Source organism: Mesorhizobium sp. B3-1-8, from assembly GCF_006439495.1.
In the GTDB taxonomy this organism is placed as follows: domain Bacteria; phylum Pseudomonadota; class Alphaproteobacteria; order Rhizobiales; family Rhizobiaceae; genus Mesorhizobium.
Genome location: NZ_VFTK01000019.1, coordinates 70178 through 96276, shown reverse-complemented (window position 1 = coordinate 96276; position 26099 = coordinate 70178). Strand labels below are relative to the sequence as shown.

Sequence of the window (26099 nt, the reverse complement as noted above, 5' to 3'; positions counted from 1 at the left end):
CCTCTCGCTGTCTTCTGCACCCGCCAACCTCAACTCCTCGACCGTCGCCTGCCGTATCAAAACTTCTGCGGCTTGCGGTTTTTTCCCGCCAATCTCTATCCCTGGATCCGATTGCCGAGCTTCACGGCACAAAGATCAGAAACACATAGGTGAAAAACACCACGACATGGACCATGCCGGTCAGGAACGTCGTTCTTTCGGTGCTGAAGCTGACGCTGCATATGAAAAGCGCCAGCACCAGAAGCACGGCATCGGACGCCGGGAGCCCCAAGGTCAGACCCCTGCCCGTCAGCAGGCTGGCGGCCGCGACCGCCGGTATCGTCAAGCCGATCGTGGCGCAGGCCGAGCCCATCGCGACGTTCAGGCTGCGCTGCAGCTCATTCTTGAAGGCGGCGCGGATCGCCGAGATCGCCTCCGGCATCAAAACCAGTGCCGCGATCATTGCTCCCACGATGCTGTCGGCCTGGGTCACCTTATAGGCCGCGAGCGCATCCTCCACGCTCGCGGCGACCTGCTCGGCGAGCAGGACAATGCCGATGAGCCCGCTCAGCAGCAGCAGGGCGCTGACGAAAATGCTTTTGTGGGAGGCGGTTCGCATCGGAACGTCGTGCGCCTGTCCCTGGACGAAGTCCTCCCGGTGCCGGACGGTCTGGGCAAACACGAAGCTCGCATAGAGCAACACCGAAAGGACGCTGACGAAACCAAGCTGAGCCGCCGAAAACGTGCCGGGATCCGTAGCCTGGGTGTAGGTCGGAAGAATAAGCGTCATCACGGTCAACGCGATCAGAACCGACAGGTATGCGTTGGTGCCTTGTCGGAGGATCGCCTGCTTGCGATAGCGCCAGCCGCCAAGCGTGAGACAGATGCCGACAACGCCAGTGGAGGTGATCATCACCGTCGAGAAAACGGATTCGCGCGCCAGCGTGGGGTTGTTTGCTCCATGCAGCATCATCGAGACGATGATCGACACTTCGATTGCCGTAACCGCAAAAGTCAGCACCAGGGTTCCGTAGGGCTCCCCTATGCGCCGGGCGAGCGCCTCGGCGTGGTCGAGCACCACGAAAATGGTGGTGAACATGATGGCGCTCGACAGCGCTCCAACCAGTATCCTGGCGTTCAGCGACCCTTCGTCGACCGAAAGGCCGCCGGCCCTGACCGCGAGAGCCATCGCCAGCGCGGCCAACGGCATCGTGTAGGAAGTCACCGACCGCCCGTAACCAGTCATTCAAGCCCCCGAACGCCACGCGTTTGCGCCAACTTAGCGGAAAAGCGCGTAGGGAGCACCTCTCACGGGTATCTTTGCCCGCCAAGCGCACCGTTCAAAACACGATTGAGGATCGGGCATCATTTCTGGCGTCGAATGCCTCGATGGACTTGCGAACCGCCCCACAGAATCTTTCCAGAAGTTCCGACTCGTTCCCCATTCGACGGCGCAGCGAGAAGGGCACTTCCAGCTGTGCGCCTTTGCCCGTCAGTCCTCGGTTGACGATGTTCGAATCCTGGATACCCGGAAACGGATGGTTATCCTTTTTTGTCTGGAAGCCGGCCTCCTGCAGACGCCAGGCTATCTCTGAAACCAACGCGGCGTCCTTGCCGCCCATGTAGACTGTCGCGAGATCATCCCGATCCTGGCGACCGTGGATGGCAACGACAGTGGACTTCGTCCGCAACAGTTCCAGCGCGGTTGCCTCGTCAAAGTTCCTGGATGTTATGTGCAGCTCCCGGTTGCTTTCCGGCATGAGCCCTTCAAAGCAATACATATCGAGATCGCCCCCTGCTATCGTCTCGGCGATCAGGGAGGTACGGGGCTCGATCTTGCCGCCATGCGGGGCGATGATGATGGCACTGCCGGTTCGCGCGCCGCGCCGGACGACTATGCGATAATCTATGTTTTCGATTTTGGCGGCTTTCAGCGCCGCAAAATTTGGAAACTCGTTGTCCATAAATGCCGTTTCACGCCGTCTTCTGCGCCACCAATCCCAATTCCTCCACCATCGCCTCGCGCATCAGGAATTTCTGTGGCTTGCCGGTCACCGTCATCGGCAGCTCGGTGCGGAAGCGGATGTAGCGCGGTATCTTGTAATGCGCGATCTGGCCGGCGCAGAAGGCCTTGATCTCCTCGGCGGTGGCGATCTGGCCGGGCTTCAGCACGATCCAGGCGCAGAGCTCCTCGCCATATTTGTCGTCGGGAATGCCGAAGACCTGCACTTCCTTGATCTTGGGATGGCGATAGAGGAATTCCTCGACCTCGCGCGGATAGACGTTCTCGCCGCCGCGGATGACCATGTCCTTCACCCGGCCGACGATGTTGCAGTAGCCCTCGGCGTCGATCGTGGCGAGGTCGCCCGTGTGCATCCAGCCGTCGGCGTCGATCGCCTCGCGGGTCTTGTCGGCGTCGTCCCAATAGCCCTTCATCACCGAATAGCCGCGCGTGCAGAGCTCGCCAGGCTCGCCGACCGCGGCGGTGGCGCCGTCGGTGCCGATCGCCTTGACCTCGACATGCGGGTGGATGCGGCCGACGGTGGAGACGCGCTTTTCCAGCGGATCGTCGACGCTGCTCTGGAAGGAAACGGGACTGGTCTCCGTCATGCCATAGGCGATGGTCACTTGCGCCATGTGCATGAGCGAGACGACCTTCTTCATCACCTCGATCGGGCATGGCGAACCGGCCATGATGCCGGTGCGCAGGCTGGAGAGATCGAAGCTGGAAAAATCGACATGGTCGAGCATGGCGACGAACATGGTCGGCACGCCATAGAGGCCGGTGCAGCGCTCCTGCGCGACCGCTTTCAGCGTCGCGCCGGCATCGAAGCCCTCGCCCGGGAAAACCATGGTGGCGCCCTTGGAGACGCAGCCCATCGTGCCCATCGACATGCCGAAGCAATGGTAAAGCGGCACCGGGATGCAGAGCCGATCGTCGACGGTGAGCCTGATCGCCGAAGTGACGAAATTGCCGTTGTTGACGATGTTGGAATGCGTCAGCGCCGCGCCCTTCGGCGCACCCGTCGTGCCGCTGGTGAACTGGATGTTGATGGCGTCGCCGGGCTTCAGGCCTTCGGAGATGCGGTCGAGGCTGTCATGTTCGTCACGCCCGGCCATGGCCAGCACATCGCCGAAATTGAACATGCCGGGCGAATTGTCGTCGCCCATCCGGATGACGATCTTCAGCGCCGGCAGTTTCTTGGCCTTGAGCTTGCCGGGCTCGGCGGCGGCGAGCTCGGGCGCAAGCGTTCCGATCATGCCGAGATAGTCGGATGTCTTGAATTGGGCGGCGGTGACGAGCGCCTTGCACCCAACCTTGTTGAGGGCATATTCGAGCTCGGTCAGCCGGTAGGCCGGGTTGATGTTGACGAGGATCAGGCCGATGCGCGCGGTGGCGAACTGCGTCACCAGCCATTCCCAACGGTTCGGCGACCAGATGCCGACGCGGTCGCCTTTTTCCAGACCCAGCGCCAGAAAGCCGGCGGCCAAGGCGTCGACCGCGTCCGAGAGCTCGCTCCAGGTGAAGCGCTTGTCCTGGCCAACGAAAACGGCGGCGTCGAGCGTGGCGTATCTGCTCACCGTTTCGGAAAACAGTTCGGGAATGGTCTTGTCGAGCAGGGGCACTAAGCGATCGCCCGATACATGCGCCTTGCCGCCCAGCGGGGCAATGAAGGTGCCGCTGGCGCCGCGCCCGCGCAGATTGGTGGCGTTCATGAGCTCGTCGAGTTTGATCGCCATCGCCGTCTCCTCCCGGGATGATCGAGCCTATCAGCCCGCAAAGGCGGTGGAAACCCGCCGAAGGTAGAGGTGGCTAAAGCTCTTTGACGCAATTCCGGACGGAAGACCGCTTCACACTTTTCCTGGAATTGCTCTAGGCGACCAGCGCGGCCATTTTTGCGGCAATGTCGCGCAACTGCGCCTCGTCGGCTGCATCTCGAGACTTTTTCGACGCCACCAGACAAGCCTGCGACTTCAGGATCGTGCCGTCGCCCAGCACCTTGAGGTGGTTGGCGCGCAGCGTCGAGCCGGTGGTGGTGATGTCGACGATGACGTCGGCCAGTCCCGCCGCCGGCGCGCCTTCGGTGGCGCCGAGGCTTTCGACGATGCGGTAGACCTGGATTCCGTGCTTGAGCGAAAAGAACTGCTGCGTCAGCCGCCAGTACTTTGTAGCTATCCGCAAGCGCCGGCCGTGGCGCTGGCGGAAATCGGCGGCGACATCGTCGAGGTCGGCCATGGTATCGACATCGAGCCAGATGTCGGGCACGGCGACCACGACATCGGCATGGCCGAAGCCGAGGCGGGCGACGATCTCGGCGCGCGCTTCCCAATCGGCGAGGTTCTCGCGCAAAAGGTCCTCGCCGGTGATGCCGAGATCGACCGCGCCCTGGCCGATCTCGCCGGCGATCTCGGACGCGGACAGGAAGGCCACCTCGACATCGTCGAGGCCGTCCATGCGGGCACGGTATTTGCGGTCGTCCTCAGGTAGCGTGACGGCCAGGCCGGCCTTGGCCAGCACTTCGAGCGACTGTTCCTTGAGACGGCCCTTCGAGGGGATCGCCAGCGTGATCATTTCGCGCTCTCCCGCAAGGCTTCGATACGGTCGAGCCAAACCGAAAAGCCGACGCCAGGGATCGGCTTCTTGGCGCCGAGCAGCGTCAGCAGCCGATCGTAGCGGCCGCCGCCGGCCAGCGGGCGGTCGCCGTCACCGGCGGCAATCTCGAAGACCAGGCCGGTATAGTAATCGAGCGGACGGCCGAAGGCGGCGTCGTAGCGGATTTGTGCCGCGGACAGGCCATGCGCCTCGATCGCCTCGGCGCGGGCGGCGAAATTCTCCAGCGCCGGTCCCAGCGACAGGCTGGCATCGGCGGCGAATTTTTCGAGCGCCGCGGTCGCGCCGCTGAGCGCGACGTCGATCTCGAGAAAACCTTTCAGCGCCGAAAACGCCTCGTCGGACAGCCGCACGCTGCGCAGTTGCGCTTTCTCGATCAGGCGCCGCGCGATGTCGGCAGGCGCGCGGCCGGACGATGCCGACAGCCCGGCCTCCTCGATGCCGGCAGAGATATGCGCGGCGAGGCCTTCCGCATCGCCGTCGAGCGCCAGCAAGGCGACGGGGCCGGAGAGCTGGCTGTTGCGCGGCGGATTGGCGAGGTCGGCAAGGGCTGCCTCCAGCATCGGCGCCGAGCCGAAGGCGCGCGCGAGCCGCATGCGCCAGCCGCGCGGCAAGCCGAGCGCGGCGAGCACGGCTTCGAACAAAGTCTGGTCGCCGAGCGTGATGGCAAGTGTCTTTCCGGGCAGCACCAGCGACAGCAGCGCATGCGCGTCGGCCAGCGAACGGGCATCGGCGGCGGCCGTGTCGCGGTCGCCAAGATCCTCGATGCCGGCCTGGAAGAACTCGTTGCCGCCCTCGCGGCGCTGGCGGAAGACTTCGCCCAGATAAGAATAGCGGCGCGGCGTGCCAGCCTGACTGGCGATGTGATCGAGGCAGACCGGAATGGTGAATTCGGGCCGCAGGCACAGCGTCTTGCCGGTCTCGCTTTCGGTGAGGAAAATGCGGCGGCGCAAATCCTCGCCGGCCATATCGAGGAACGGATCGGCCGGCTGCAGGACAGCGACTTCCACGGCGTGGGTGTCGCGGGTGGCGAAGAGTTGGACGATGTCTGCGGCGATGGCGGGACGGGTGGTCATGGATAGGTAGGGCGCGAGGCACCCCCCTCTGGCCTGCCGGCCATCTCCCCCGCAAGGGGGGAGATCAGCAGTTTTGGGCTCGGCTCCCATTCTCCAACGCTGGAGATTGGCGAAAGCATACGCGACATCCAATCTCCCCCCTTGCGGGGGAGATGTCCGGCAGGACAGAGGGGGGTGTTCAAGCGCCACCCTTCGCGCGATCAGCAGCCTGCGCCGCCAGAATCTTCTGCACCTCTCCAATCAGCTCGCCTTCCGCCACCGTCACCTGCGCCGGCCGTGCCGCCCGCCATTCGGCATTGTCGGTGATCTCGGCCGACATGCGGGCGCCTTCGATCAGGTCCTTGATCTGCAGTTCGCCCTTGGCGCGCTCGTCGCCGCCCTGGATGATGGCGACCGGGCTGCCGCGGCGGTCGGCGTATTTCAGCTGCGCCTTCATGCCGGCGCCGCCGAGATACATTTCGGAGCGGATGCCGGCGGCGCGGAGGTCCGCGACCATCTTCTGGTAGCGGCCGAGGCTTTCCGTATCCTTGTCCATGACCAGCACCACGACGGGCGCGATGACATCGGAGACGTCGAGCTTGCCGAGGTTCTTCAGCGCCGTCATCAGGCGTGAGACGCCGATGGAGAAGCCTGTCGCCGGCACCGGCTCGCCGCGAAAGCGCGAGACCAGCCCATCATAGCGCCCGCCGCCGCCGACAGAGCCGAAGCGCACGATCTGGCCCTCGTCGTTGGGGATCTCGGCCAGCAGCTCGGCCTCGAAGACAGGGCCTGTGTAATATTCGAGGCCGCGCACGACAGAGGGGTCGATGCGGATGCGATTGCTCCCGTAGCCTGCGGCGCGAACCATGTCGTTGATCGCACCGAGTTCGTTTATTCCCTCTAAAGCCAGCGGCTCGTCAGAAAAAGCTAGGCGCAATTCGTCGATGGCAAACGCGTTGCTCAGTACGGAAGTCTTTCCGCCGTTCCCGACCTGCCGCCTATCGTCGTCGATGACTCCTTCAGAACCCATATTGTGGTCCCAGAAACCATCAGGATTTCCGAAGACCTCCATCATCCGGTCGATCTGTTGTTCGCCTAATCCGGCGCCTTTGGTGAAGTCGCCGCTTTCGTCCAGCCGTCCCTTTCCAAGCAGCGCTCGAACGCCGTCCGTTCCAACCTTGTCCAGCTTGTCGATAGCCCGAAGCACAGTCAGCCTGCGTCCGGCGTTCTCGTCGCCGCCGAGGCCGATGGCCTCCAGCACGCCGTCGAGCACCTTACGGTTGTTGACGCGGATGACGTAGTCGCCGCGCTTGATGCCGAGCGCTTCCATGACATCGGCCATCATCATCGCCATCTCGGCGTCGGCGGCGACGCCCGGCGTACCAATGGTGTCGGCGTCGAACTGCATGAACTGGCGGAAGCGGCCGGGGCCTGGCTTCTCGTTGCGAAACACCCAGCCGGAACGGTAGCTGCGATAAGGCTTGGGCAGGCGCTCGAAATTCTCGGCGACGAAACGCGCTGTCGGCGCGGTCAGGTCATAGCGCAGCGACAGCCATTGGTCGTCGTCATCCTGGAAGGAAAAGACACCCTCGTTCGGCCGGTCCTGGTCGGGCAGGAATTTGCCGAGAGCATCGGTGTATTCGATCATCGGCTGGTCGACCGGCTCGAAGCCGTAGAGCTCATAGACCGAGCGGATGGTCGCCATCATCTTCTCGACGGCGCGGATGTCTTCGGCGCTGCGGTCGGCAAAACCGCGCGGCAGCCGCGCTTTCGTCTTTTCCGATTTGTCGGCCATGGAGGTTTCCAGTCAGTGGTGACTTACTTCGAGCGCGCGTTTCCTAAACGATGCGGCTTGGAGCGGCAAGGGTTAGCGCCTTCCCTTCTCCCCCTGCGGGAGAAGGAAGAACTGAAACAAATCCCACCAAAAACGAAACAATTCCGCCACCGGCGCGGCATGCTGCCGACACAATCGACGACCATAAAGCGCGTCGAAACAAGGGGTTCTGGGCCATGACGACGGCTGAAGACATGATCGAGAGCGGCAGATCGGCCAGGCTGCGGCCTGCAGGCAGCACGCTGAAGCCGGCACAGCAGCCGGCCGGGCCTTTCGAGGCTGCGGCGGCCAAGCCGAGCGCCCGCGACGCGCTGGTGACTGGCCTGCTGGTGATCTATCCGGCCTTCGCGGCCGTGGCGGCGATCATCGCCGGGCTGTTCCTGGCCGGTGCCGGCAGCGTCTGACTTTCATTCAACGATCGGGGGATCATCATGCAGTTGCGATTTGCAGGCGCGCTTGCAGGCGCGCTTTTCTGTGGCATGCCCGTTGCCGCCAACGCGTGCCAGCCGGGCGATGCCCGTCTTGCCGGCCATTATTACCTGAACGGCGTCATGGAAGTCGGTTCCGAGCTGCTTTTGAAGAAAGACGGCAGCTTCGAATTCGCGCTCGCCTATGGCGCCAACGACCAGTACGGCAAGGGCTGCTGGGTGAGGAAGGGCTCGACCGTCGAGGTCGTCCCGGCCGGCCTCAGCTCCGCCTCCACGCATCACACGCCCGACGACAGCGGCTTCAGCGGACTGGTGCTGACGGTGTCCGGCTCGAGCCTTGTCTGGGACATCAACGGCAGCGGCCATAAGGGCAGGTTCGAGAAGTGAGCCTTCTCCTTCTCCCCTTGTGGGAGAAGGCAAAAGCGCCCTACTTCGGCCTCTTGAGCCTCTTGCGCTCCTTCTCCACCTCCGCCCGGCAGTAGCAGCCTTCGAGATGGTCGTTGACCAGGCCCATGGCCTGCATGAAGGCGTAGACGGTGGTGGGACCGACAAAGCTCCAGCCGCGCTTCTTCAACTCCTTCGATATCCTAACCGACACCGCCGTCGTCGGGTTGGCGCGCAGATGCGCGAGGTCGACGATTTCGGGCCGCTCCTGCGAGCTCGGCTCGAACTTCCAGAACCACGCGGCCAGGGAGCCGAACTCGTCCACCATCTCGCGGGCGCGTTTTGCGTTGTTGATGGTCGAGACGATCTTGCCGCGATGGCGGATGATGCCGGCATTACCGAGCAGGCGTTCGACATCCGTGTCGGTGAACGCCGCCACCTTGTCGAAGTCGAAACCGGCGAAGGCCTCGCGGAAATTCTCGCGCTTGCGCAGGATGGTCAGCCACGACAGGCCCGACTGGAAGCCTTCCAGGCAGATCTTCTCGAACAGCCGGCGATCATCCGTCACCGGCCGGCCCCATTCATGGTCGTGGTAATGGAGATAGTCGGGCAGGTTGCCGTGCCAGAAGCAGCGCGCCTTGCCGTCGGGGCCGTCGAGAATGCCGGCATGTTCAGTCGCCATCGCTACCAAATCCGTTCGTTAACGCGCCTCGGCGCCAAGTTTACGGTGGCTTTACCAGATTCCTGAACCGGCCGGTAACCACACCAAAAGGTTTACTGACAAAGCGGCATTTTACGCATTCCGATTCATGCTTTGCTTGCCGCTGCGCGCCAGGATCGCGAAGCCGAGGCCCTCCCCGCCCGGACGAGTTCGACGATCAAGGTGCGTTCCGATGAAGACAGCGTTTTGTTCCCTGCTTGGCGCGGTGGCCATTCTTGCCGCCGGCGCCACGACCTCCCTTGCCAATGACCGCTATGCCGACATGCCGCCGGTCATGGTGAGCCCCGACCTTTCGGCGCCCTGGGTGCTGCAGCTTGGCCGTGCGCCGGGCATCGTGCGTCCGGCCCGGCAGGCAACGCAGCAGCCGCTGCGCCGCCTGTTCGAGGCACAGCCCGACCGGCAGCGCACGGCGGCCGTGCAGCAGCCGGCCAAACGCATGGTGATGCGGCCACAGATCAACCCGATCTACCTGCCGCAGGAAGTCGCCTATGACGGGCCGGCGAAGCCGGGCACCATCATCATCGATACGCATCAGAACTTCCTTTTCCTGGTCGAGAAGAATGGCAAGGCGCGGCGCTACGGCGTCGGCACCGGCAAACCGGGCTTCGAATGGTCGGGCACGCACAAGATCACCGACAAGAAGGTGTGGCCGGACTGGCGTCCGCCGGCGGAGATGATCAAGCGCGAGGCGGCCAAGGGCCGTTACCTGCCGACCTACCTTGCCGGCGGCATCGAGAACCCGCTCGGCGCGCGCGCGCTGTATCTCGGCACCACCGAATACCGCATCCATGGCACCAACCAGCCCTGGACGATCGGCGGCGCGGTGTCTTCCGGCTGTATCCGCATGCGCAACGAGGACGTCGTCGACCTTTACGAGCGCGTCAATGTCGGAACCACGGTCGAGGTGATATAGTCGCAGCGAATCAGCCGGTTAGACAGCGCAGCGCTTTTAGTCTCCTGCTGTTGCCGCCAAGTCATAGTACGATCCCGCGGGATGTGCTTAAACCGATGACAGAGTTTACGGGGGACGGGCCGTGTGGGGATACGGCCGGTCGCGAAGGGGCAGCGCGGGCAATCGCGCTGCCCTTTTCATTTTTTGAGTTTTTCTTCTGATGCAGGGCGCGGCAAGTCGCCCCGAAGGCAGGCGGTTTCGCTTTCGGGGCTGATTTCCCGGCGCTCCTCTGCTATTGCAGCGCACAAAATCTTAGTTGTTACGCAATTCCAGACAGAAAGCCGCTCCCGCGCCTGTCCCTGAATTGCTCAGAGAAGGCAAAAGGTGCCAGCCATGACCCGGACCGACGACAGCCGCTACCTGAAAGGCGGCCCGGTCGCCCAGCGCATCATCGCTTCCGTTCGCGAGGACGCGGCGATCGCCACGGCCGAAGGTTTTCCGCCTAAGCTGGTTTCGATCACCGTCGGCGATATCGCGGCCGTCGATGTTTATGTGCGCAACCAGCGCGCCAAGGCAGCCCTTGCCGGCATCGGCTTCGAGGAGCGGCGCTTCGCCGCCGACATCACCGCCGGCGAGCTGGAGGCCGCGATCCATGGCCTCAACGCCGACCCGCGCGTCACCGGCATCATCATCCAGCGGCCGGTGCCGGCGCATATCCCGATCAAGACGCTGCAGGCGGCGGTGCATCCACTGAAGGACGTCGAGGGCATGCATCCGGCCTCGATCGGCAACATCGTTTACAACCAGCTCGACCTGGCGCCCTGCACCGCGGCGGCCTCGGTCGAACTGTTGAAGGAGACCGGCCTCGAGCTCAAGGGGCTCGAAGTGGTCGTCGTCGGCCATTCCGAGATCGTCGGCAAGCCGATCGCCTTCCTGTTGATGAGCGAGGGCGCGACGGTGACGGTGTGCCACCACATGACGCGCTCGCTGGCGGCCCATGCGCGCCGCGCCGATGCGCTGTTCGTCGCCGTCGGCAAGCCCAGGCTGATCAAGGCCGACATGGTGAAGCCGGGCGCTGCCGTCATCGACATCGGCATCAATTCCGAGGTCGGGCCTGACGGCGAAACCCGTGTCGTCGGCGACGTCGATACCGACAGCGTCAAGGAAGTGGCCTCCTGGATCACGCCGGTGCCGGGCGGCGTCGGCCCGCTCACGGTCGCGATTCTCTTGCGCAACACCATGGTGGCGCTCAACCGCCAGCGCGCGCTCTACCGCGCGACCTACGGCGTGCCGGATCAACTCGCGGCGGAATAGTTATTCCGCGGCGATCAAACCGCTGTCGGAAACGCCTTCCGGCTTCGGACCGCCATAAGCCCAGTCGAGCAATTTTATCGTGTGCACCACCGGCAGCTTCGCGGCGGAGGCGATCTGCGTGATGCAGCCGATATTGCCGGTGGCGACGATTTCCGCGCTTGTCGCCTCGATGTTTTTCACCTTGCGGTCGCGCAGCTTGGCGGAAATCTCGGGCTGCAGGATGTTGTAGGTGCCGGCCGAGCCGCAGCACAGATGCCCCTCGCGCGGCTCGCGCACGACGAAGCCCGCCTTGGTGAGAAGCTCCTTCGGCTGGCGCGTGATCTTCTGGCCATGCTGCATCGAGCAGGCAGAGTGATAGGCGACGACCGTGCCCGGCTTGCGCAGCGGCTCCGGCAGGTCGAGCGCGGCAAGATATTCGGTGACGTCTTTTGCGAGAGCCGAGACGCGCGCGGCCTTTTCGGCATAGACGGGATCGAGGCGCAGCATGAAGCCATAGTCCTTGATGGTGGTGCCGCAGCCCGACGCGGTGATGATGATGGCGTCGAGGCCACCCTGGTCGATGGCGCGCGTCCAGGCATCGACATTCCGCCTCGCCGAGGCAAGGGCCTGATCCTCGCGGCCCATGTGGTGGACCAGCGCGCCACAGCAGCCCTCGCCTTCCGGCACCACGACCTCGACGCCCAATCTTGTCAGCAGGGAGATGGTCGTATCGTTGATCGCCGGATCGAGCACGGATTGCGCGCAGCCGGTCAGGATCGCCACGCGACCACGCCGTATGCCTTGCCCGGCATGCGTGCCCGGTTTCGCCATCGGCGATGCCGGCGGGATCGACGCGGGTGCAAGCTTCAGCATCGCCGCGACCGGTTTCAGCGCCGGCAGCTTTTCGAACAAGCCGATGAACGGCCGGCCGAGCCCGGCAAGCTTCAACGCGGCGCGGAAGCGGGTCGGGTAAGGCAGCACGAAAGCCAGCATGGCGCGCGTCAGCCGGTCGAGCAGCGGCCGTTTGTAAGTCTCCTGGATATGCGCGCGGGCATGGTCGACCAGATGCATGTAGTTCACGCCAGAAGGGCAGGTCGTCATGCAGGCAAGACAGGACAGGCAACGGTCGATATGGGTGACGATCTCCTTGTCCGCCGGCCGGCCGTTCTCCAGCATATCCTTGATGAGGTAGATGCGGCCGCGCGGTGAATCCAGCTCGTTACCGAGCGTCACATAGGTCGGACAAGTGGCGGTGCAGAAGCCGCAATGCACGCATTTGCGCAGGATCTTTTCCGATTCCGCGACATGCGGGTCGGCGAGCTGCGCTGCTGAGAAATTGGTCTGCATGTCGCGGTCCTAACCCATGCGGCCGGGATTGAGGATATTCTTCGGGTCGAACTCAGCCTTGAGCCGCGCCGACAATGCCGCGTGATGCGGCGGCTGCGGCTCGAACACCGGCAGCGCCGCGCGGTGCGGGGCGGCGGCGCGCACCAGCGTCGCGTGGCCGCCGCCATGCTTGCGGATCAGTCCGCGCAGCAATTCGGCCTCCGGATCGTCCTCGCGCATCGACAGCCACACCAGGCCACCCTGCCAGTCGTAGAAGGCATCGACCGCCGCCTGCATGCGCAGAGCCATCACCATGTGATGCGTCTGCGACGGCGCCATCGACACGCGCCAGACCGGCCGCGCGCCGCCATCGGCGAAGGGTGCGCAGTCGCGGATATCGCGCCAGATCGTCTTCGACGCCTCACCCGCGATCTCTTCGAGCGGACCTGCCTTGCCGAGCAACTGCTTCAACGCCTCGATGCGATAGACGACCGAAGGCCCAAACCCCTCGACCCGCAGCAGCGTGGCGGCATCGCTGCCGTGCTTGCCGCTGGCGACGCGCGCGGCGATGCGCTCCGGCAGATGCGCGGCGCTCGACACTTCGGCGCTGGAGCCGAGCGCCAGCGCCATGGCAGCGACCGCGGCATCGTCGAGCAGACCGCGGATGGCCAAGGTCACTTCTGTTTCGGCCGCCGGCAGGACCTTGAAAGTCACGTCGGTCAGCACGGCGAGCGTGCCCCAGCTTCCCGCCATCAGCTTCGACAGGTCGTAGCCGGTGACGTTCTTGACCACGCGGCCGCCCGATTTGAACGCCTCGCCGCGCCCCGAAACAGCGGCAACGCCAAGGATATGGTCGCGCGCCGCGCCCGACTTGAGACGTCGCGGGCCGGACAGGTTCGCGGCAAGCACGCCGCCGATGGTGCCGTTCTTGCCCCCTTGGCCCGGCTCGCCGCCGAGCAACGGGCCGTAGTCCATCGGCTCGAAGGCGAATTGCTGGCCGTTTTCGGCAAGCAGTTTTTCGAGTTCGGCGAGCGACGTGCCGGCGCGGGCCGACAGCACCAGTTCGGCCGGCTCGTAGAGGGTGACGCCGGTGAGTTTCGACAGGTCGAGTGTATGCTCGGTCTGCAGCGGACGACCGATGCCGTGCTTCGAGCCGTGCCCGAGGATTTCCAGCGGCGTTTCTTCCGCCGCTGCCCATTGGACCGTGGAAAGGGTTTCGGCGGATGTAGTGGGGGTGAAGGTGGTCATCGCTCCAGTTCCTCGCGCCCCGCAAAGCGGGGGAGAGGTGACCCGGGCGAAGCCCGAGACGGCGACAGGCCGCGTTCCTTCGCGCCCCCCTCTGTCCTGCCGGACATCTCCCCCACTTGGGGGGAGATTGGCAATTTTTGCCGCCGCGCCTCCCTCGCAACGTCGAAGATTGGCGAAGGCTGCGATGACAGCTGATCTCCCCCCAAGTGGGGGAGATGTCCGGCAGGACAGAGGGGGGCGCGAAGGAACGCAGTCATCCGAAATTGACCGCCCATCAAAACCTCGGAATATCCGGAAACGCCACCTGTCCGCGATGCACATGCATCCTTCCCAGCTCCGCACACCGGCGCAGTTGCGGAAAAACCTTGCCGGGGTTGAGCAGATGGTTGGGATCGAAAGCGCATTTCACCCGCATCTGCTGGTCGAGGTCGGTCTGGTTGAACATTTCCGGCATCAGGTCGCGCTTCTCGACGCCGACGCCATGCTCGCCGGTCAGCACGCCTCCGACCTCGACGCAAAGCCGCAATATGTCGGCGCCAAAGCTTTCGGCCTTGTCGAGTTCGCCCGGCACATTGGCGTCGTAGAGGATCAGCGGGTGCAGATTGCCGTCGCCGGCGTGGAAGACGTTGGCGACGCCGAGACCGTATTTCTCGGAAAGATCGCGCATGCCGGCAAGCACCCTCGGCAGTTCCTTGCGTGGGATGGTGCCGTCCATGCAGTAATAGTCGGGCGAGATGCGGCCGACCGCCGGGAAGGCCGCCTTGCGGCCGGCCCAGAAGCTCAGCCGCTCCTGTTCCGACTGCGAGATGCGGCAGGTGGTCGAGCCATTGCGATAGGCGATCGCCTCGACCAGTCCGATCAGGTGATCGACCTCGACACTCGGGCCATCGAGCTCGACGATCAGCAGCGCCTCGACATCGAGCGGATAGCCGGCATGGACGAAATCCTCCGCCGCGTGGATCGCCGGGCGGTCCATCATCTCCATACCGCCCGGGATGATGCCGGCGCCGATGATGTCGGCGACGCACTGGCCGCCCTCTTCGCTGGTCGGAAAGCCGATCAGCAGGGCGCGCGCCGTCTCCGGCTTCTTGAGGATGCGCACCGTCACCTCGGTGACGACGCCGAGCAGGCCTTCGGAGCCGGTCATCACGCCGAGCAAGTCATAGCCTTCCTGGTCGAGATGGCTGCCGCCGAGGCGCACCATCTCGCCATTCATCAGCACCATCTCGATGCCCAGAACATTGTTGGCGGTGAGCCCGTATTTCAGGCAGTGCACGCCGCCGGAATTTTCCGCGACGTTGCCGCCGATCGAGCAGGCGATCTGGGAGGATGGATCGGGGGCATAGTAAAAGCCCTCCTGCTCGACGGCGGTGGTGATACCGAGATTGGTGACGCCGGGCTGGGCAACCACGACGCGGTTCGGATAGTCGATCGCCAGGATGCGGTTGAAGCGGCTCATCACCAGCAGCACCGCGTCCTCGAGCGGCAGCGCGCCTCCGGAAAGCGAGGTGCCGGAGCCGCGCGGCACGACGCGAATGTTGCGCTCGTTGCAGTATTTGAGAACCCGCGAAACCTGCGCCACCGTCTCCGGCAGGACGACAACCAGCGGCAGTTGCCTGTAAGCGGTGAGGCCGTCGCTTTCGAAGGCGCGCATTTCATTGGCTGCGTCGACGACCCCCTCGCCCGGCACGATGATGCGCATGTCGGCGACGATCTCGGCGCGACGGCGCAGCGTTTCGGCATCTGGCTTGGGCATGGCTAGGCCGGACATCGGGCAGCCTCATCTGGCTTTGACTGGTCAAAATCTTTTACCAGCCTGGCGCATCCGTTGCAAACGCTGCTTTGGTCGCGCTCCACGCCAAGCGTAACCGCAAGCTTCCGCAGCGGCAATCTGCCGCTGCGGCCCGGGTCGCGCTAGATGAAGCTTGGCCGCTTATTCGCCCGGATGCTTCGCCGGCTCCGAATGCATCTTGCGTACGCGGCGCACGCCCCACCATACAAGCAGGATGGCGACCGGCACGGAGGCGGCAGTGACGACTTCGGGCGCGAAAGCGTGCCCGAAGATCGAGGCGCCCTTGGCGACATAGCCGATGAGCCCGACGACATAATAGGACACGGCGGCCACCGACAGGCCTTCGACCGTCTGCTGCAGGCGCAATTGCAGCCGGGCGCGGTTGTTCATCGAGGCGAGCAGGTCGCGGTTCTGCTTCTCCACCTCGACATCCACCCAGGTGCGCAGCAGCGTGGTGGCGCGGGTGAGTTTTCGCGACAGGTTGGCCTGGCGCTCCTCGACCGAGCGGCAGGTGCGCATGGCCGGCGCCATGCGGCGCAAGAGGAAGCCCGCCCAGGTGTCGTAGCCTTGCACCGGCTCTTCATCCAGCGCTTTGAGCCTTTCGGTGACGATGCCGTCATAGGCGCGGCTGGCGCCGAAACGATAGAGGCTGGATGCTGCATCGGCCTCGAGTTCCGCGGCAAGTTCGGTAAGATCGGCGAGCAGCGTCTGGCTGTCGCGGGTTTCGACCGCCTTCATTTCCAGCGTGGTCTGCGCCAGGCGGTCCTCGATGCGACGGGCGCGGCCGGACAGCGTCAACGCCATCGGCAGGCCAAGCATGGCGAGCGTGCGATAGGTCTCGATGTCGATCAGGCGCTGCGACAAGGCGCCGGTGCTGGCCGGCGTCAGGCCGCGATCGAGCACCAGCATGCGCGTCAAGCCGTCGCCGTCCTGGCGGAAATCGGTGATGATGGCGGCGGCGCCCCGCTCGACCAGCGAATAGCACAGGCTGGTCGGGTCGAAGCCGGCAACCAGTCTTTCGCTCGTCTGCGTCCATTTGCGGATTTCGAGGCGGATGCCCGAAATCACGGTGCCCGGTGGCGAAAAACCGTTGCCGAAGGGCGAATCCTCCTGCGCCCGGCCGTTTTCGGCCAGCGGCCCTTCCCAAAGATAGGTCGAGAATTCCGTATGCCGCTCCCAGCGCAGCGTGCCCTTGCCCCATTTCATGGCATGGTGACGCGCATTGCGCTCGGGCGCGGCGATGCCCAGCCGCCGCGACAGCTCCGAAAGCACGGCATGGTCGACAGCGGCGCCGCCCTCGGTCATGAAGGAAAGCTGGATCAGCACCCGCGGTTTCTCGATCAGCGGATGCGGGCGCGCATGGACTTCGCCCAGCGCGCCAGGTCGCCCCTCATGCGCCGGGAAGCCCATCACGCTGCCTTGGGCGCGCGGCTGGAATTCGAGTTTGGACGTCTCGTCCGACACGGCTGGTCCCCCTGGTTTCGACCCATCGTGCAATCCGGTCGTCTTGCGGCAATCGGCGGGACGCGTAAACAGCAAATATTGACGTCCGGGGAACGTGACGCGCGGCGAACTCTGCGACCAAACTGGACAAATTGGATAAATAATTTGACCAGTTGGTGACAGAGGCTTTAATCTGGGCGATCTCCGTCCCGTTCTCCAGGCGTCCCTTTGAGCGACATTTTCTCCAGGATCGAACATTCGCGCACCGCCGACGAGGTGGTGCAGCAGATCGAGAGCCTGATCCTCGAAGGCGTGCTGCGCACCGGCGACCGGCTGCCCGGCGAGCGCGAGCTGGCACGCCAGTTCGACGTGTCGCGGCCAATCCTGCGCGATGCGCTGAAGGCGCTGGAAGGCCGTGGGCTGCTGACGACCAAGGCGGGCGGCGGCACGCATGTGGCCGACGTCATCGGCCAGCTCTTCACCAAGCCGGTGACGGACCTTATCTCCACGCACCGCAAGGCGGTGACGGACTATCTGGAATACCGGCGCGAGATCGAGGCGGTAGCGGCCGAATATGCGGCGCGACGGGCAACGCCGGAGGATCTGGCCCTGCTCGACGGCATCATGGCGCGCATGGACGAGGCGCACCGGACCGGCGATTTCGACGACGAGGCGGAAATCGACGTCGAGTTTCATCATGCGGTGTGCGAATGCGCGCACAACATCATCCTCCTGCACACGCTGCGCTCCTGTTACCGGCTGCTCTCCGAGGGCGTGTTCCAGAACAGGCTTCTGGTGTTCGGCGTGCCCGGCGCGCGCGAGGCACTGCTCGAGCAGCACCGGGCTATACACGCCGCGATCAAGGCGGCAGACCCAGTCGCGGCGCGCAAGGCGGCGATGGACCACATCACCTATGTCGAACGCTCGATGGCGGAAGCCGAGCGCAGCGGCGACTGGCAGCGCGTGTCCAGGCTGCGCCTCAGACAGCGCTCGGACGCCGGCGACATCGAACCCACACGAAAACGCTCCTAAGCACAGATTAGCGGGACAACCATGAGCGAAATCCTCACCATCGCCGACCTCAAGGACCTGGCACGCCGCAGGGTGCCGAAGATGTTCTTCGATTACGCCGATTCCGGCGCATGGACGGAGAGCACCTACCGGGCCAACGAAGAGGATTTCGGCAAGATAAAGTTCCGCCAGCGCGTGCTGGTCGACATGAGCAACCGCTCGCTGGAATCGACCATGATCGGCGAGAAGGTGGCGATGCCGGTGGCGCTCGCCCCGACCGGGCTTACCGGCATGCAGCATGCCGATGGCGAGATGCTGGCGGCGCAGGCGGCGGAAGCGTTCGGCGTTCCGTTCACGCTATCGACCATGAGCATCTGCTCGATCGAGGATGTCGCCTCGGTGACCAAAAAGCCGTTCTGGTTCCAGCTCTACGTGCTGCGTGACAAGGATTTCGTGCTCAACCTGATCGACAGGGCCAAGGCGGCGAAATGCTCGGCGCTGGTGCTGACGCTCGACCTGCAAATCCTGGGACAGCGCCACAAGGATATCCGCAACGGGCTTTCGGCACCGCCCAAGATGACGCTTGCCAACATCATCGACCTTGCGCTGAAGCCGCGCTGGTGCCTGGGGATCGCCGGCACACCGCGCCGCACCTTCCGCAACATCGTCGGCCACGCCAAGGGCGTCGGGGACGTCTCTTCGCTGTCGTCCTGGACGAATGAGCAGTTCGACCCGCAGCTGTCGTGGAAGGATGTCGACTGGATCAAGGAACGCTGGGGCGGCAAGCTGATCCTGAAAGGCATTCTGGACAAGGAAGACGCCTTGATGGCGGCGCAGACCGGCGCCGATGCCATCGTGGTCTCCAACCATGGCGGGCGTCAGCTCGACGGCGCCGCCTCCTCGATCTCGGTGCTGGAAGAAATCGTCGATGCGGTCGGCGACAAGATCGAAGTCCATATGGACGGCGGCATCCGCTCCGGCCAGGATGTGCTCAAGGCGCTCTGCCTCGGCGCCAAGGGCACCTATATCGGCCGGCCCTTCCTCTACGGTCTTGGTGCGATGGGCAAGGACGGCGTCTCCAAGGCGCTCGAAATCATCCGCAAGGAAATGGACATCACGCTGGCGCTGTGCGGCAAGCGGCTGGTGACCGACATGGGCAAGGATCAGCTTCGGCGCTAGCGCGCGGCGAGCGCCTTATCGCGGACATGGCAAGGATAAGCTGCAGCGCTAGGGCGTTGTTCATCGATTGGTCCTAGCTTGCGCGCGGCGACCAACACGAAAAGACAGGTTCCTTGACCGAAACCGGCATCCACTACCTCGACGCAAGCGGGCCGGAAGGCATGCGGCTTTACGCCATCGGCGATGTGCATGGGCGGCACGACCTGCTCGCCGCCATGCACCGGCGCATCGAGAGCGAACTGGAATATGCGCCCGCGTCCGACTGGCGCATCATCCATCTCGGCGACTATGTCGACCGCGGGCCGGATTCCAGAAGCGTCATCGATTTCCTGATCGAGGCGCAGAAACGCGATCCGCGCAACATCATGCTCGCCGGCAACCACGACATCGGCATGCTCGAATTCCTTGCCGATGCCGAGCCGGACGGCCTGTTCATGAATTACGGCGGCGTGCAGACGGCGCAGTCCTATGGCGTGGATCTGCTGCGCGACGGCCATTGGTTCGGCAAGGCGGAAGCGATCGCGCGGGGACATATGGCCCTGGTGAAAGCGGTGCCGCGCAGCCATGTCGACTTCCTGCAATCGCTGGCTTTTTCGGTGAGTTTCGGCGACTTCTTCTTCTGCCATGCAGGGATAAGGCCGGGCGTGCCGCTCGACCGTCAGAGCCAGCAGGACCTGATCTGGATCCGTGATGCCTTCCATGACCACCCCGGTCTCTTTCCCAAAGTGATCGTGCATGGGCACACGCCGGTACCCGAGGCCGAGGTCAGGGCCAACCGCGTCAATGTCGACACGCTTGCCTGGAAATCCGGAACGCTGAGCGCGCTCGCCATCGATGGCGGCGACAAACGCATCATCGCCGTGCAGGGAAAAGCGTTTTAGGCGCTACCCCCCGGGCGCGGACGTGCCTCAGATTTTGTCCGGATCTAGTTCAGCGAGGCGGTGACGCCGTAGCCGTCGACGGCCCGGTGGTTGGTCGCTGCGTCGGCGGCATAAATGCCCAGGCCGCAGAGCACGATGGCAGACAGCATGACAAAAGACAGGAGAGCTGCTTTCACGGACGTCATCTCTGGTTAAGCTTTCTGCATCTGGGCACGAGGCGGTTACCAATGCGTTGAAACGATAAAATGCGTCTCAATGTTTCGACGATTTCGCGCTTCTAAGCAGATTCTGTATCGCCGGTGTGTCGGCTGGATCACACAAAAGGTTCATGGCGGTTGCACCGACGATACAAAGCGCGCCCTCTTAGGCGAGCGGCCGGACACAAACCAAGAAAGAAGAATGTTGTCCCCAGGCGGAAACCAGCAAGCGTGCCAATTATGCCACGCTCGTGCAAGTATGGGGTCGGATCAGATCGTGGCCACCCAGGCGCGGGCAATTGCCAGCCCGGCAGCGTCGGCGTCGGCGCCATTGCGGGCGAGCTCGTCGTCGAGCCGGTCGTTCCAGTCGGGATGGCGCTCGGCGATCATTGCAGCGAAGGACGTGCTCCAGTCACGCACCATCGGCGTATCCGCCTCGAAGTGGAACTGGAAGCCATAGACGGCGCGGCCGAGGCGGAAGGCCTGGTTTTCGGCGACAGAGCTGCCGGCCAGCCGCACGGCGTTTTCCGGCAGGCCGAACGTGTCGTCATGCCATTCGAAGATCGGGAATTTCTCGGGAAGCGCCGCCAGGACCGGGTCCGATTTGGCGGCCGGCGTCAGCGACACCTTATGCCAGCCGAACTCGGTGGCGCCGCCAATCTGGTTGGCGCCGCCAAAGGCGCGCGCCACAAGCTGGCTGCCAAGGCAGATGCCGAGCACCGAACGATCCTTGTCAGCGAAATCGCGGGTCAGGTCGAGCAATGCAGGGAAGTAGGGGCAGATCTCGTCGTCGAGCGCGTTCTGGGCGCCGCCCAACATCACCATGGCGTCATGCTCGCTGCTGTCCTGCGGCAGCGCTTCGCCGTGGTAAGGCTTGCGCAGATCGATGTCGGCGCCGGCTTCCACAAGGGCCGCGCCGATCTGGCCAAGGCCCTCATTGTCGAAATTCTGGACGACCAAAACCCGCATCGAAAACCTGCTGACATGAAAATGCTGGGGCGAGCGATATCATGCGGCCCGTGTTTCAGCCAAGATGCGCAGCGGAGAGAAAGCTATGCCACTGCAGAACCGGGTCGATCCCTTCGGCGCTATCCACGCCGTGCCGGAACGTGGCCTGTTCACCGGCAATCGCGGCATCATCCATGACCCCGAGACCAGGACGCTTCTGAAGAAGCGCTGGGCCCTGCCGGCCTGGATCATCTGCGTCTGCCAGTTCCGCAATGTCCGGCGCGAGCCGATGGGCCGCAATCGGCCTGGCGGCAAGGCCGGCTGGACCGAGCTCTTCTTCCTCGACGAGGTGACGGCTTTGGCCGCCGGCCATCGGCCCTGCTTCTTCTGCCGGCGCGAACGGGCGACCGATTTCGTGAGCCGCTTCGGCGAAGCGTTCGGCATTGAACTCCCCCGCGCGCCGATGGTCGACAAGCGGCTGCACAAGGAACGGCTGGCCTCGGGCGGACAAGGGGCAAGGCTCGATCCCGCATCGCTCGCCAGCCTGCCAGGCGGCACCATGATCGCCGTGGGCAACAAATCCTACGCGCTGCTTGATGGTTCAGCCCTGCCCTGGAGCTTCGGCGGCTATCAACCGCCGATCCGGCTGGACGCGCCGGAACTGGCCAATCCGATCATGATCACGCCACCGACAACCGTCGCCGTGCTCCGCGCCGGATATCGCCCCGTCTGGGCGGGCTAACCGCGGTTATTTCAGATCCGATTGCGACACCATCGGCACCGCCGGCAGATCGTAATAGTCACCGGCCGATTCCGGATAGAGCTGGCGTTCCATCTTAAGACCTGTCTTGCCGTCGATGGTCCCGGCCCAGACAGATATGAAAGGACTGCCGAATCGGCGCCAGAACAGGTTGCCGCCGCATACGGAACAGAAGCCCCGCTCGGCATGCTCCGACGATTTGAACCAACGCAATGTATCGCCCGCGATGGCCGCCTGCGCTTGTTCGACCTGGGTGGCGGCCGCGAAATGACCGCTGGCCTTCCTGCATTGGTTGCAGTGACAGGCAACGATCGGACGCAATTCGCCACGCAACTCGTACTGAATGGCGCCGCATAGGCAACTGCCACGTGTAATCTTGCTCATTGATCCCTCGATCCCTCGCAATTTCCTGGCTCGCAGCTTCTATGATCGCAAGACAAACCGGCATTGGTGTTCCGACCTTCGCGTGTCGTCTTTCCCTACGACTTGACGCCGGGGAGAGCCTCGCTCATTGCTCGGCCATGCGCGCCAATTACAAGATGCAACGCCTGTTCGTGCCGGACGATCTCGGGCCCGGCCTCGAATTCGATGCCGGACAGCAGCAGAGCCATTATCTGGCGCACGTGCTGCGGCTCGGCGAAGGCGCCGAGGTCCTGCTTTTCAACGGCCGTGATGGCGAATGGTCGGCTTCGATCGCCGCGAAGTCCAAGAAGGCGGTCCGGCTGAAGGTGCTCGAGCTGCAGCGGCCGCAGCCGCCGCTGCCCGATCTCGTCTATTGCTTTGCACCGCTGAAGCAGGGCCGGCTCGACTACCTGGTGCAAAAAGCCGTCGAGATGGGGGCCGGTGAGTTGCAGCCGGTCATCACCCAGCACACGCAGGTGGCAAAGCCCGGCATCGATCGGCTGCGCGCCAATGTCGTCGAGGCGGCCGAGCAATGCGGAATCCTGGCGGTGCCGGAGGTGCGCGAAGCGGAAAAGCTGGAACGACTGCTTGCCAATTGGGACAAGGAACGGCGGCTGATCTTCTGCGACGAGGATGCCTCGACCAACAATCCGCTGCCGGCCTTGCAAGCGGTAAGTGAGAAGAAACTTGCGCTTCTGGTCGGACCCGAGGGCGGATTTTCCGACGACGAGCGCAAGATGCTGAGGGCCTTGCCTTTCGTCACCGCCATTCCGCTCGGACCGCGCATCCTGCGCGCCGACACGGCGGCGGTGGCAGCGCTTGCCGCGATCCAGGCGACGATCGGCGACTGGTGATCAAATCCTGTTGAGGCCTGGCTCAGGATTTTTTGCTTGATCGGCTGCCGGCATTTCGTCCATCTAGCGCCGGCGGCCGTCCGGCCCCTGCAGCACCGCGCCTCCTTTTCGAGGAGCAGAGGGCGCTGTAGCATTTGAAGTCTTGCGCAGGACGTCCAGCGGAAATCGGTGCCGGTTTTCGGAGATCATGCGCACGGAGGGGCTAGATGGCGCGCGACACAACCGATACCCAGCCCATCGAAGGCATCGACGAACTGGTCGGCTATCTGGCCGCCGGCAACAAGCCGCGCGACAAATGGCGCATCGGCACGGAGCATGAAAAATTCCCCTTTTATGTCGATGGCAACGCGCCTGTGCCCTATGGCGGCGAGCGTGGCATCCGCGCCATCCTCGAAGGCATGCAGGAGAAGCTCGGCTGGGATCCGATCATGGATGCCGGCCGCATCATCGGCCTGGTCGAGCCGACCGGCCAGGGCGCAATCTCGCTGGAGCCCGGCGGCCAGTTCGAACTTTCCGGCGCGCCGCTGGAATCGATCCACCAGACCTGTCGCGAGGGCAATGCGCATCTGGCGCAGGTGCGCGAGATCGCCGAACCGATGGGTATCCGCTTCCTCGGCCTTGGCGGCAGCCCGAAATGGTCGCTTGCCGACACGCCGAAAATGCCGAAGTCGCGCTACGAGATCATGACCCGCTACATGCCGAAGGTCGGCACCAAGGGCCTCGACATGATGTACCGCACCTGCACGATCCAGGTGAACCTCGACTTCGAGAGCGAAGCCGACATGCGCCGCAAGATGCAGGTGTCGCTGAAGCTGCAGCCGCTGTCGACGGCGCTGTTTGCCAACTCGCCCTTCACCGAGAGCCGGCCGAACGGCCTGCAGAGCTGGCGCGGCGACATCTGGCGCGATACCGACAACCAGCGCTCCGGCATGCTCGAATTCTGCTTCTCGCCCGATTTCGGCTTCGCCGACTACGTCGAATGGGCGCTCGACGTGCCGATGTATTTCGTCATCCGCGACGGCCATTATCACGACATGACGCGCTACACGTTCCGCCAGTTCATGGAAGGCGCCGCGCGCAACGAGATTCCCGACGGGCTGCCGACGATGGGCGATTGGGCAAACCATCTCTCGACCCTGTTTCCCGACGTGCGCTTGAAACGTTTCCTCGAAATGCGCGGCGCCGACGGCGGCCCGTGGCGGCGCATCTGTGCCCTCCCCGCCTTCTGGGTCGGGCTGCTCTATGACGAGCAGGCGCTGGATGCCGCCGAGGCACTGACGGCGAGCTGGACCTACGAAGAAGCCCTGGCGATGCGCAACGCCGTGCCGGAGCAAGGCATTGCGGCGCCATTCCGCAATGCCACCTTGCGCGACGTCGCCCGCGACGTGCTCGCCATCTCGCGCATGGGACTCAAGAACCGCGGCAAGAAGAACCGCGATGGCTATGACGAGACCTCGTTTCTCAACACACTCGACGAAGTGGTCGCGCGCGGTACGACCAGCGCCGAGGAGATGCTGTCGGCCTATCACACGCGCTGGGGCGGCTCGATCGAGCCGGTGTTCATGGAGTATGCCTATTAACCGTCCGGGTTCCGCGTGACGGTGGCGCGACGAAAGCCGCTTCAATCAGCAATGGAAACGAACTAGGTTTCGTCCACGAGGATGTTCTCGGAGGAGATGCCAATGCCTTCCTTGTTCGACATATTCGCCCAAGCCCAGAACGGCGCCGGCATGCAGGCGCTGGCCCAGCAATACGGGCTTTCGATGCAGCAGACGCAGGCCGCGGTGCAGGCGCTGCTGCCCGCCTTCTCGCAAGGGCTGCAGCGCAATACCGCCGATCCCTACGGGATGGGCGCCTTCATGACGGCGATGGCAAGCGGCCAGCACGCCAAGTATTTCGAGGACGCCACGAGGGCCTTTTCACCGCAAGGCATCGATGAGGGCAACGGCATTCTCGGCCATCTGTTCGGCTCGAAGGACCTGTCGCGCGCCGTTGCGAGCCAGGCCGCGCAGGCGACTGGCCTCAGCCAGCAGGTGCTGCAGCAGATGCTGCCGGCCTTGGCCTCGATGATGATGGGCGGGCTGTTCAAGCAGACCAACAATCAATTGAGTGGGGGGCAGATGCAGGCCGCCGGCGGTTTCGGTGGCGGCAACAATCCGCTCGGCGAGATCATCGAGGAGATGATGCGGCAAAGCGGCGTTGCGCCGGCGCCGCAGCAACGCCAGGCGCCGCAGCCCGCGCCCAATCCCTATGGGGAGAACCCGCTCGGCAAAGTGCTGCAGGACATGTTCGGCGGCGGGCCGCAGCCGCAAAACCAGCCCCAGCAGGCGCCCAGTCCGTACGGCGAAAACCCGCTCGGCAAGGTGCTGCAGGATATGTTCGGCGGCGGCACGACGCAGCAGCCGCAGCAGACTCAACCACAGCAGACGCAAAGCCCCTATGGCGACAACCCGCTCGGCAAGATCTTCGAGGAGATGCTGCGCCAGGGCGGCGGCGGTTTCGGCATGCCTGGGGGACAACCGGCGCCCCAGCCGCAGCCGCAGCAAAGTGCGCCGCAACAACCGCAGACCAACCCGAGCGGCCGGCCGCGAAACCCGTTCGACGACATCTTCGGCAAGATGTTCGAGACCGGTGCTCAGCAGCGCGACGAATATGAAAAGAATGTCGGGACGATCTTCGATCAGTTCAAACGCGACATGGACCGGCGCTAGGTAGCGCGTCGACGGCGAGGCTGTCATCCACGGGCGGAGCGACGCGAAGCGGAGCGTAGACCCGAGGATCCATGCCGTTACCTTCGCCGAAGGGTGCAGCGGAGCAGAATTCTGCACAGTACATCAACGTCACGGCATGGGATTCTAGG

At 64.1% G+C, this 26099-nt stretch carries 25 protein-coding genes; 11 read left to right on the top strand and 14 right to left on the bottom strand.

From position 1 onward, the window contains the following. Nucleotides 1-121: 121 nt before the first annotated feature. The 6 genes from FJ424_RS18860 to hisS form a co-directional block, all read right to left on the bottom strand. The gene (locus FJ424_RS18860) at nucleotides 122-1189 is read right to left on the bottom strand and encodes a calcium:proton antiporter (RefSeq protein ID WP_246677294.1); all 1068 of its coding nucleotides are present in this window, start codon (nucleotides 1187-1189) and stop codon (nucleotides 122-124) included. Nucleotides 1190-1319: 130 nt separating this feature from the next. Then, complete coding sequence (locus FJ424_RS18855; protein ID WP_140654044.1) at nucleotides 1320-1943, bottom strand: poly-gamma-glutamate hydrolase family protein; 624 nt, start codon at nucleotides 1941-1943, stop codon at nucleotides 1320-1322. Between the two features lie 10 nt (nucleotides 1944-1953). Beyond that, nucleotides 1954-3720 (bottom strand): AMP-binding protein, encoded by a 1767-nt coding sequence (locus FJ424_RS18850; protein ID WP_140654042.1) that lies wholly within the window; start codon nucleotides 3718-3720, stop codon nucleotides 1954-1956. Between the two features lie 133 nt (nucleotides 3721-3853). Next, entirely contained in the window at nucleotides 3854-4552 is a 699-nt protein-coding gene (gene hisG, locus FJ424_RS18845; RefSeq protein WP_140654040.1) for an ATP phosphoribosyltransferase, read from the bottom strand. Next, nucleotides 4549-5667, bottom strand: coding sequence for an ATP phosphoribosyltransferase regulatory subunit (locus FJ424_RS18840; RefSeq protein WP_140654038.1), 1119 nt, complete (start codon nucleotides 5665-5667; stop codon nucleotides 4549-4551). The genes hisG and FJ424_RS18840 overlap by 4 nt, the downstream gene beginning before the upstream one ends. Before the next feature lie 178 nt (nucleotides 5668-5845). After that, the gene (gene hisS, locus FJ424_RS18830; protein ID WP_140654034.1) at nucleotides 5846-7441 is read right to left on the bottom strand and encodes a histidine--tRNA ligase; all 1596 of its coding nucleotides are present in this window, start codon (nucleotides 7439-7441) and stop codon (nucleotides 5846-5848) included. A gap of 215 nt (nucleotides 7442-7656) precedes the next feature. Here hisS and FJ424_RS18825 point away from each other — a divergent pair, with 215 nt between their 5' ends. Next, complete coding sequence (locus FJ424_RS18825; RefSeq protein ID WP_140654032.1) at nucleotides 7657-7884, top strand: hypothetical protein; 228 nt, start codon at nucleotides 7657-7659, stop codon at nucleotides 7882-7884. Nucleotides 7885-7911: 27 nt separating this feature from the next. Next, a complete protein-coding gene (locus tag FJ424_RS18820; RefSeq protein WP_140654030.1) occupies nucleotides 7912-8295 on the top strand; it encodes a hypothetical protein in 384 nt (127 codons plus the stop codon). A 40-nt stretch (nucleotides 8296-8335) separates the two neighbouring features. Here FJ424_RS18820 and FJ424_RS18815 read toward each other — a convergent pair whose 3' ends face one another. After that, complete coding sequence (locus FJ424_RS18815; RefSeq protein ID WP_140643918.1) at nucleotides 8336-8974, bottom strand: DNA-3-methyladenine glycosylase I; 639 nt, start codon at nucleotides 8972-8974, stop codon at nucleotides 8336-8338. Between the two features lie 211 nt (nucleotides 8975-9185). On the opposite strand from FJ424_RS18815, the gene FJ424_RS18810 reads away from it, so the two are divergent. Both FJ424_RS18810 and FJ424_RS18805 read left to right on the top strand, forming a co-directional pair. Next, a complete protein-coding gene (locus tag FJ424_RS18810) occupies nucleotides 9186-9926 on the top strand; it encodes a L,D-transpeptidase (RefSeq protein WP_140654028.1) in 741 nt (246 codons plus the stop codon). A gap of 372 nt (nucleotides 9927-10298) precedes the next feature. Further along, nucleotides 10299-11219, top strand: a complete 921-nt coding sequence (locus FJ424_RS18805; RefSeq protein ID WP_140654026.1) for a bifunctional 5,10-methylenetetrahydrofolate dehydrogenase/5,10-methenyltetrahydrofolate cyclohydrolase — start codon at nucleotides 10299-10301, stop codon at nucleotides 11217-11219. Here FJ424_RS18805 and glcF read toward each other — a convergent pair whose 3' ends face one another. From glcF to FJ424_RS18780, 4 genes are all read right to left on the bottom strand, one after another. Next, nucleotides 11220-12545 carry a glycolate oxidase subunit GlcF gene (gene glcF / locus FJ424_RS18800; RefSeq protein ID WP_140654024.1) on the bottom strand — a complete coding sequence of 442 codons (1326 nt, stop codon included), beginning with the start codon at nucleotides 12543-12545 and terminating at the stop codon, nucleotides 11220-11222. A 9-nt stretch (nucleotides 12546-12554) separates the two neighbouring features. Beyond that, nucleotides 12555-13772 (bottom strand): FAD-binding protein, encoded by a 1218-nt coding sequence (locus FJ424_RS18795; protein WP_140654022.1) that lies wholly within the window; start codon nucleotides 13770-13772, stop codon nucleotides 12555-12557. A 274-nt stretch (nucleotides 13773-14046) separates the two neighbouring features. Beyond that, nucleotides 14047-15543, bottom strand: a complete 1497-nt coding sequence (locus FJ424_RS18785; RefSeq protein WP_140654021.1) for an FAD-linked oxidase C-terminal domain-containing protein — start codon at nucleotides 15541-15543, stop codon at nucleotides 14047-14049. 162 nt (nucleotides 15544-15705) lie between these two features. After that, the gene (locus FJ424_RS18780; RefSeq protein WP_140654019.1) at nucleotides 15706-17028 is read right to left on the bottom strand and encodes a DUF3422 family protein; all 1323 of its coding nucleotides are present in this window, start codon (nucleotides 17026-17028) and stop codon (nucleotides 15706-15708) included. A gap of 207 nt (nucleotides 17029-17235) precedes the next feature. Between FJ424_RS18780 and FJ424_RS18775 the strand changes: the two genes are divergently transcribed. The 3 genes from FJ424_RS18775 to FJ424_RS18765 all read left to right on the top strand — a co-directional run bounded on the left by FJ424_RS18775 (nucleotide 17236) and on the right by FJ424_RS18765 (nucleotide 20078). Then, entirely contained in the window at nucleotides 17236-18039 is an 804-nt protein-coding gene (locus FJ424_RS18775) for an FCD domain-containing protein (protein WP_140654017.1), read from the top strand. A gap of 21 nt (nucleotides 18040-18060) precedes the next feature. Beyond that, on the top strand, nucleotides 18061-19197 hold the full coding sequence (locus tag FJ424_RS18770) for an alpha-hydroxy acid oxidase (protein ID WP_140654016.1): 1137 nt from the start codon (nucleotides 18061-18063) through the stop codon (nucleotides 19195-19197). A 113-nt stretch (nucleotides 19198-19310) separates the two neighbouring features. Next, nucleotides 19311-20078, top strand: coding sequence for a metallophosphoesterase (locus FJ424_RS18765; protein ID WP_140654014.1), 768 nt, complete (start codon nucleotides 19311-19313; stop codon nucleotides 20076-20078). A gap of 44 nt (nucleotides 20079-20122) precedes the next feature. On the opposite strand, the gene FJ424_RS34370 is transcribed toward FJ424_RS18765, so the two are convergent. Both FJ424_RS34370 and FJ424_RS18755 read right to left on the bottom strand, forming a co-directional pair. Continuing rightward, nucleotides 20123-20254 (bottom strand): hypothetical protein, encoded by a 132-nt coding sequence (locus FJ424_RS34370; protein ID WP_263481599.1) that lies wholly within the window; start codon nucleotides 20252-20254, stop codon nucleotides 20123-20125. A 291-nt stretch (nucleotides 20255-20545) separates the two neighbouring features. Next, a complete protein-coding gene (locus tag FJ424_RS18755) occupies nucleotides 20546-21244 on the bottom strand; it encodes a type 1 glutamine amidotransferase (RefSeq protein ID WP_140654012.1) in 699 nt (232 codons plus the stop codon). Nucleotides 21245-21329: 85 nt separating this feature from the next. On the opposite strand from FJ424_RS18755, the gene FJ424_RS18750 reads away from it, so the two are divergent. Beyond that, a complete protein-coding gene (locus tag FJ424_RS18750) occupies nucleotides 21330-21965 on the top strand; it encodes a hypothetical protein (RefSeq protein WP_140654011.1) in 636 nt (211 codons plus the stop codon). Nucleotides 21966-21971: 6 nt separating this feature from the next. Here FJ424_RS18750 and FJ424_RS18745 read toward each other — a convergent pair whose 3' ends face one another. Further along, complete coding sequence (locus FJ424_RS18745; RefSeq protein WP_140654009.1) at nucleotides 21972-22367, bottom strand: GFA family protein; 396 nt, start codon at nucleotides 22365-22367, stop codon at nucleotides 21972-21974. Between the two features lie 137 nt (nucleotides 22368-22504). Here FJ424_RS18745 and FJ424_RS18740 point away from each other — a divergent pair, with 137 nt between their 5' ends. From FJ424_RS18740 to FJ424_RS18730, 3 genes are all read left to right on the top strand, one after another. Then, entirely contained in the window at nucleotides 22505-23239 is a 735-nt protein-coding gene (locus tag FJ424_RS18740) for a 16S rRNA (uracil(1498)-N(3))-methyltransferase (protein ID WP_140654007.1), read from the top strand. 206 nt (nucleotides 23240-23445) lie between these two features. Further along, a complete protein-coding gene (locus FJ424_RS18735; protein WP_140643885.1) occupies nucleotides 23446-24819 on the top strand; it encodes a glutamate--cysteine ligase in 1374 nt (457 codons plus the stop codon). Nucleotides 24820-24921: 102 nt separating this feature from the next. Beyond that, nucleotides 24922-25950 carry a DUF937 domain-containing protein gene (locus FJ424_RS18730; RefSeq protein WP_140654006.1) on the top strand — a complete coding sequence of 343 codons (1029 nt, stop codon included), beginning with the start codon at nucleotides 24922-24924 and terminating at the stop codon, nucleotides 25948-25950. Nucleotides 25951-26099 lie beyond the last annotated feature (149 nt).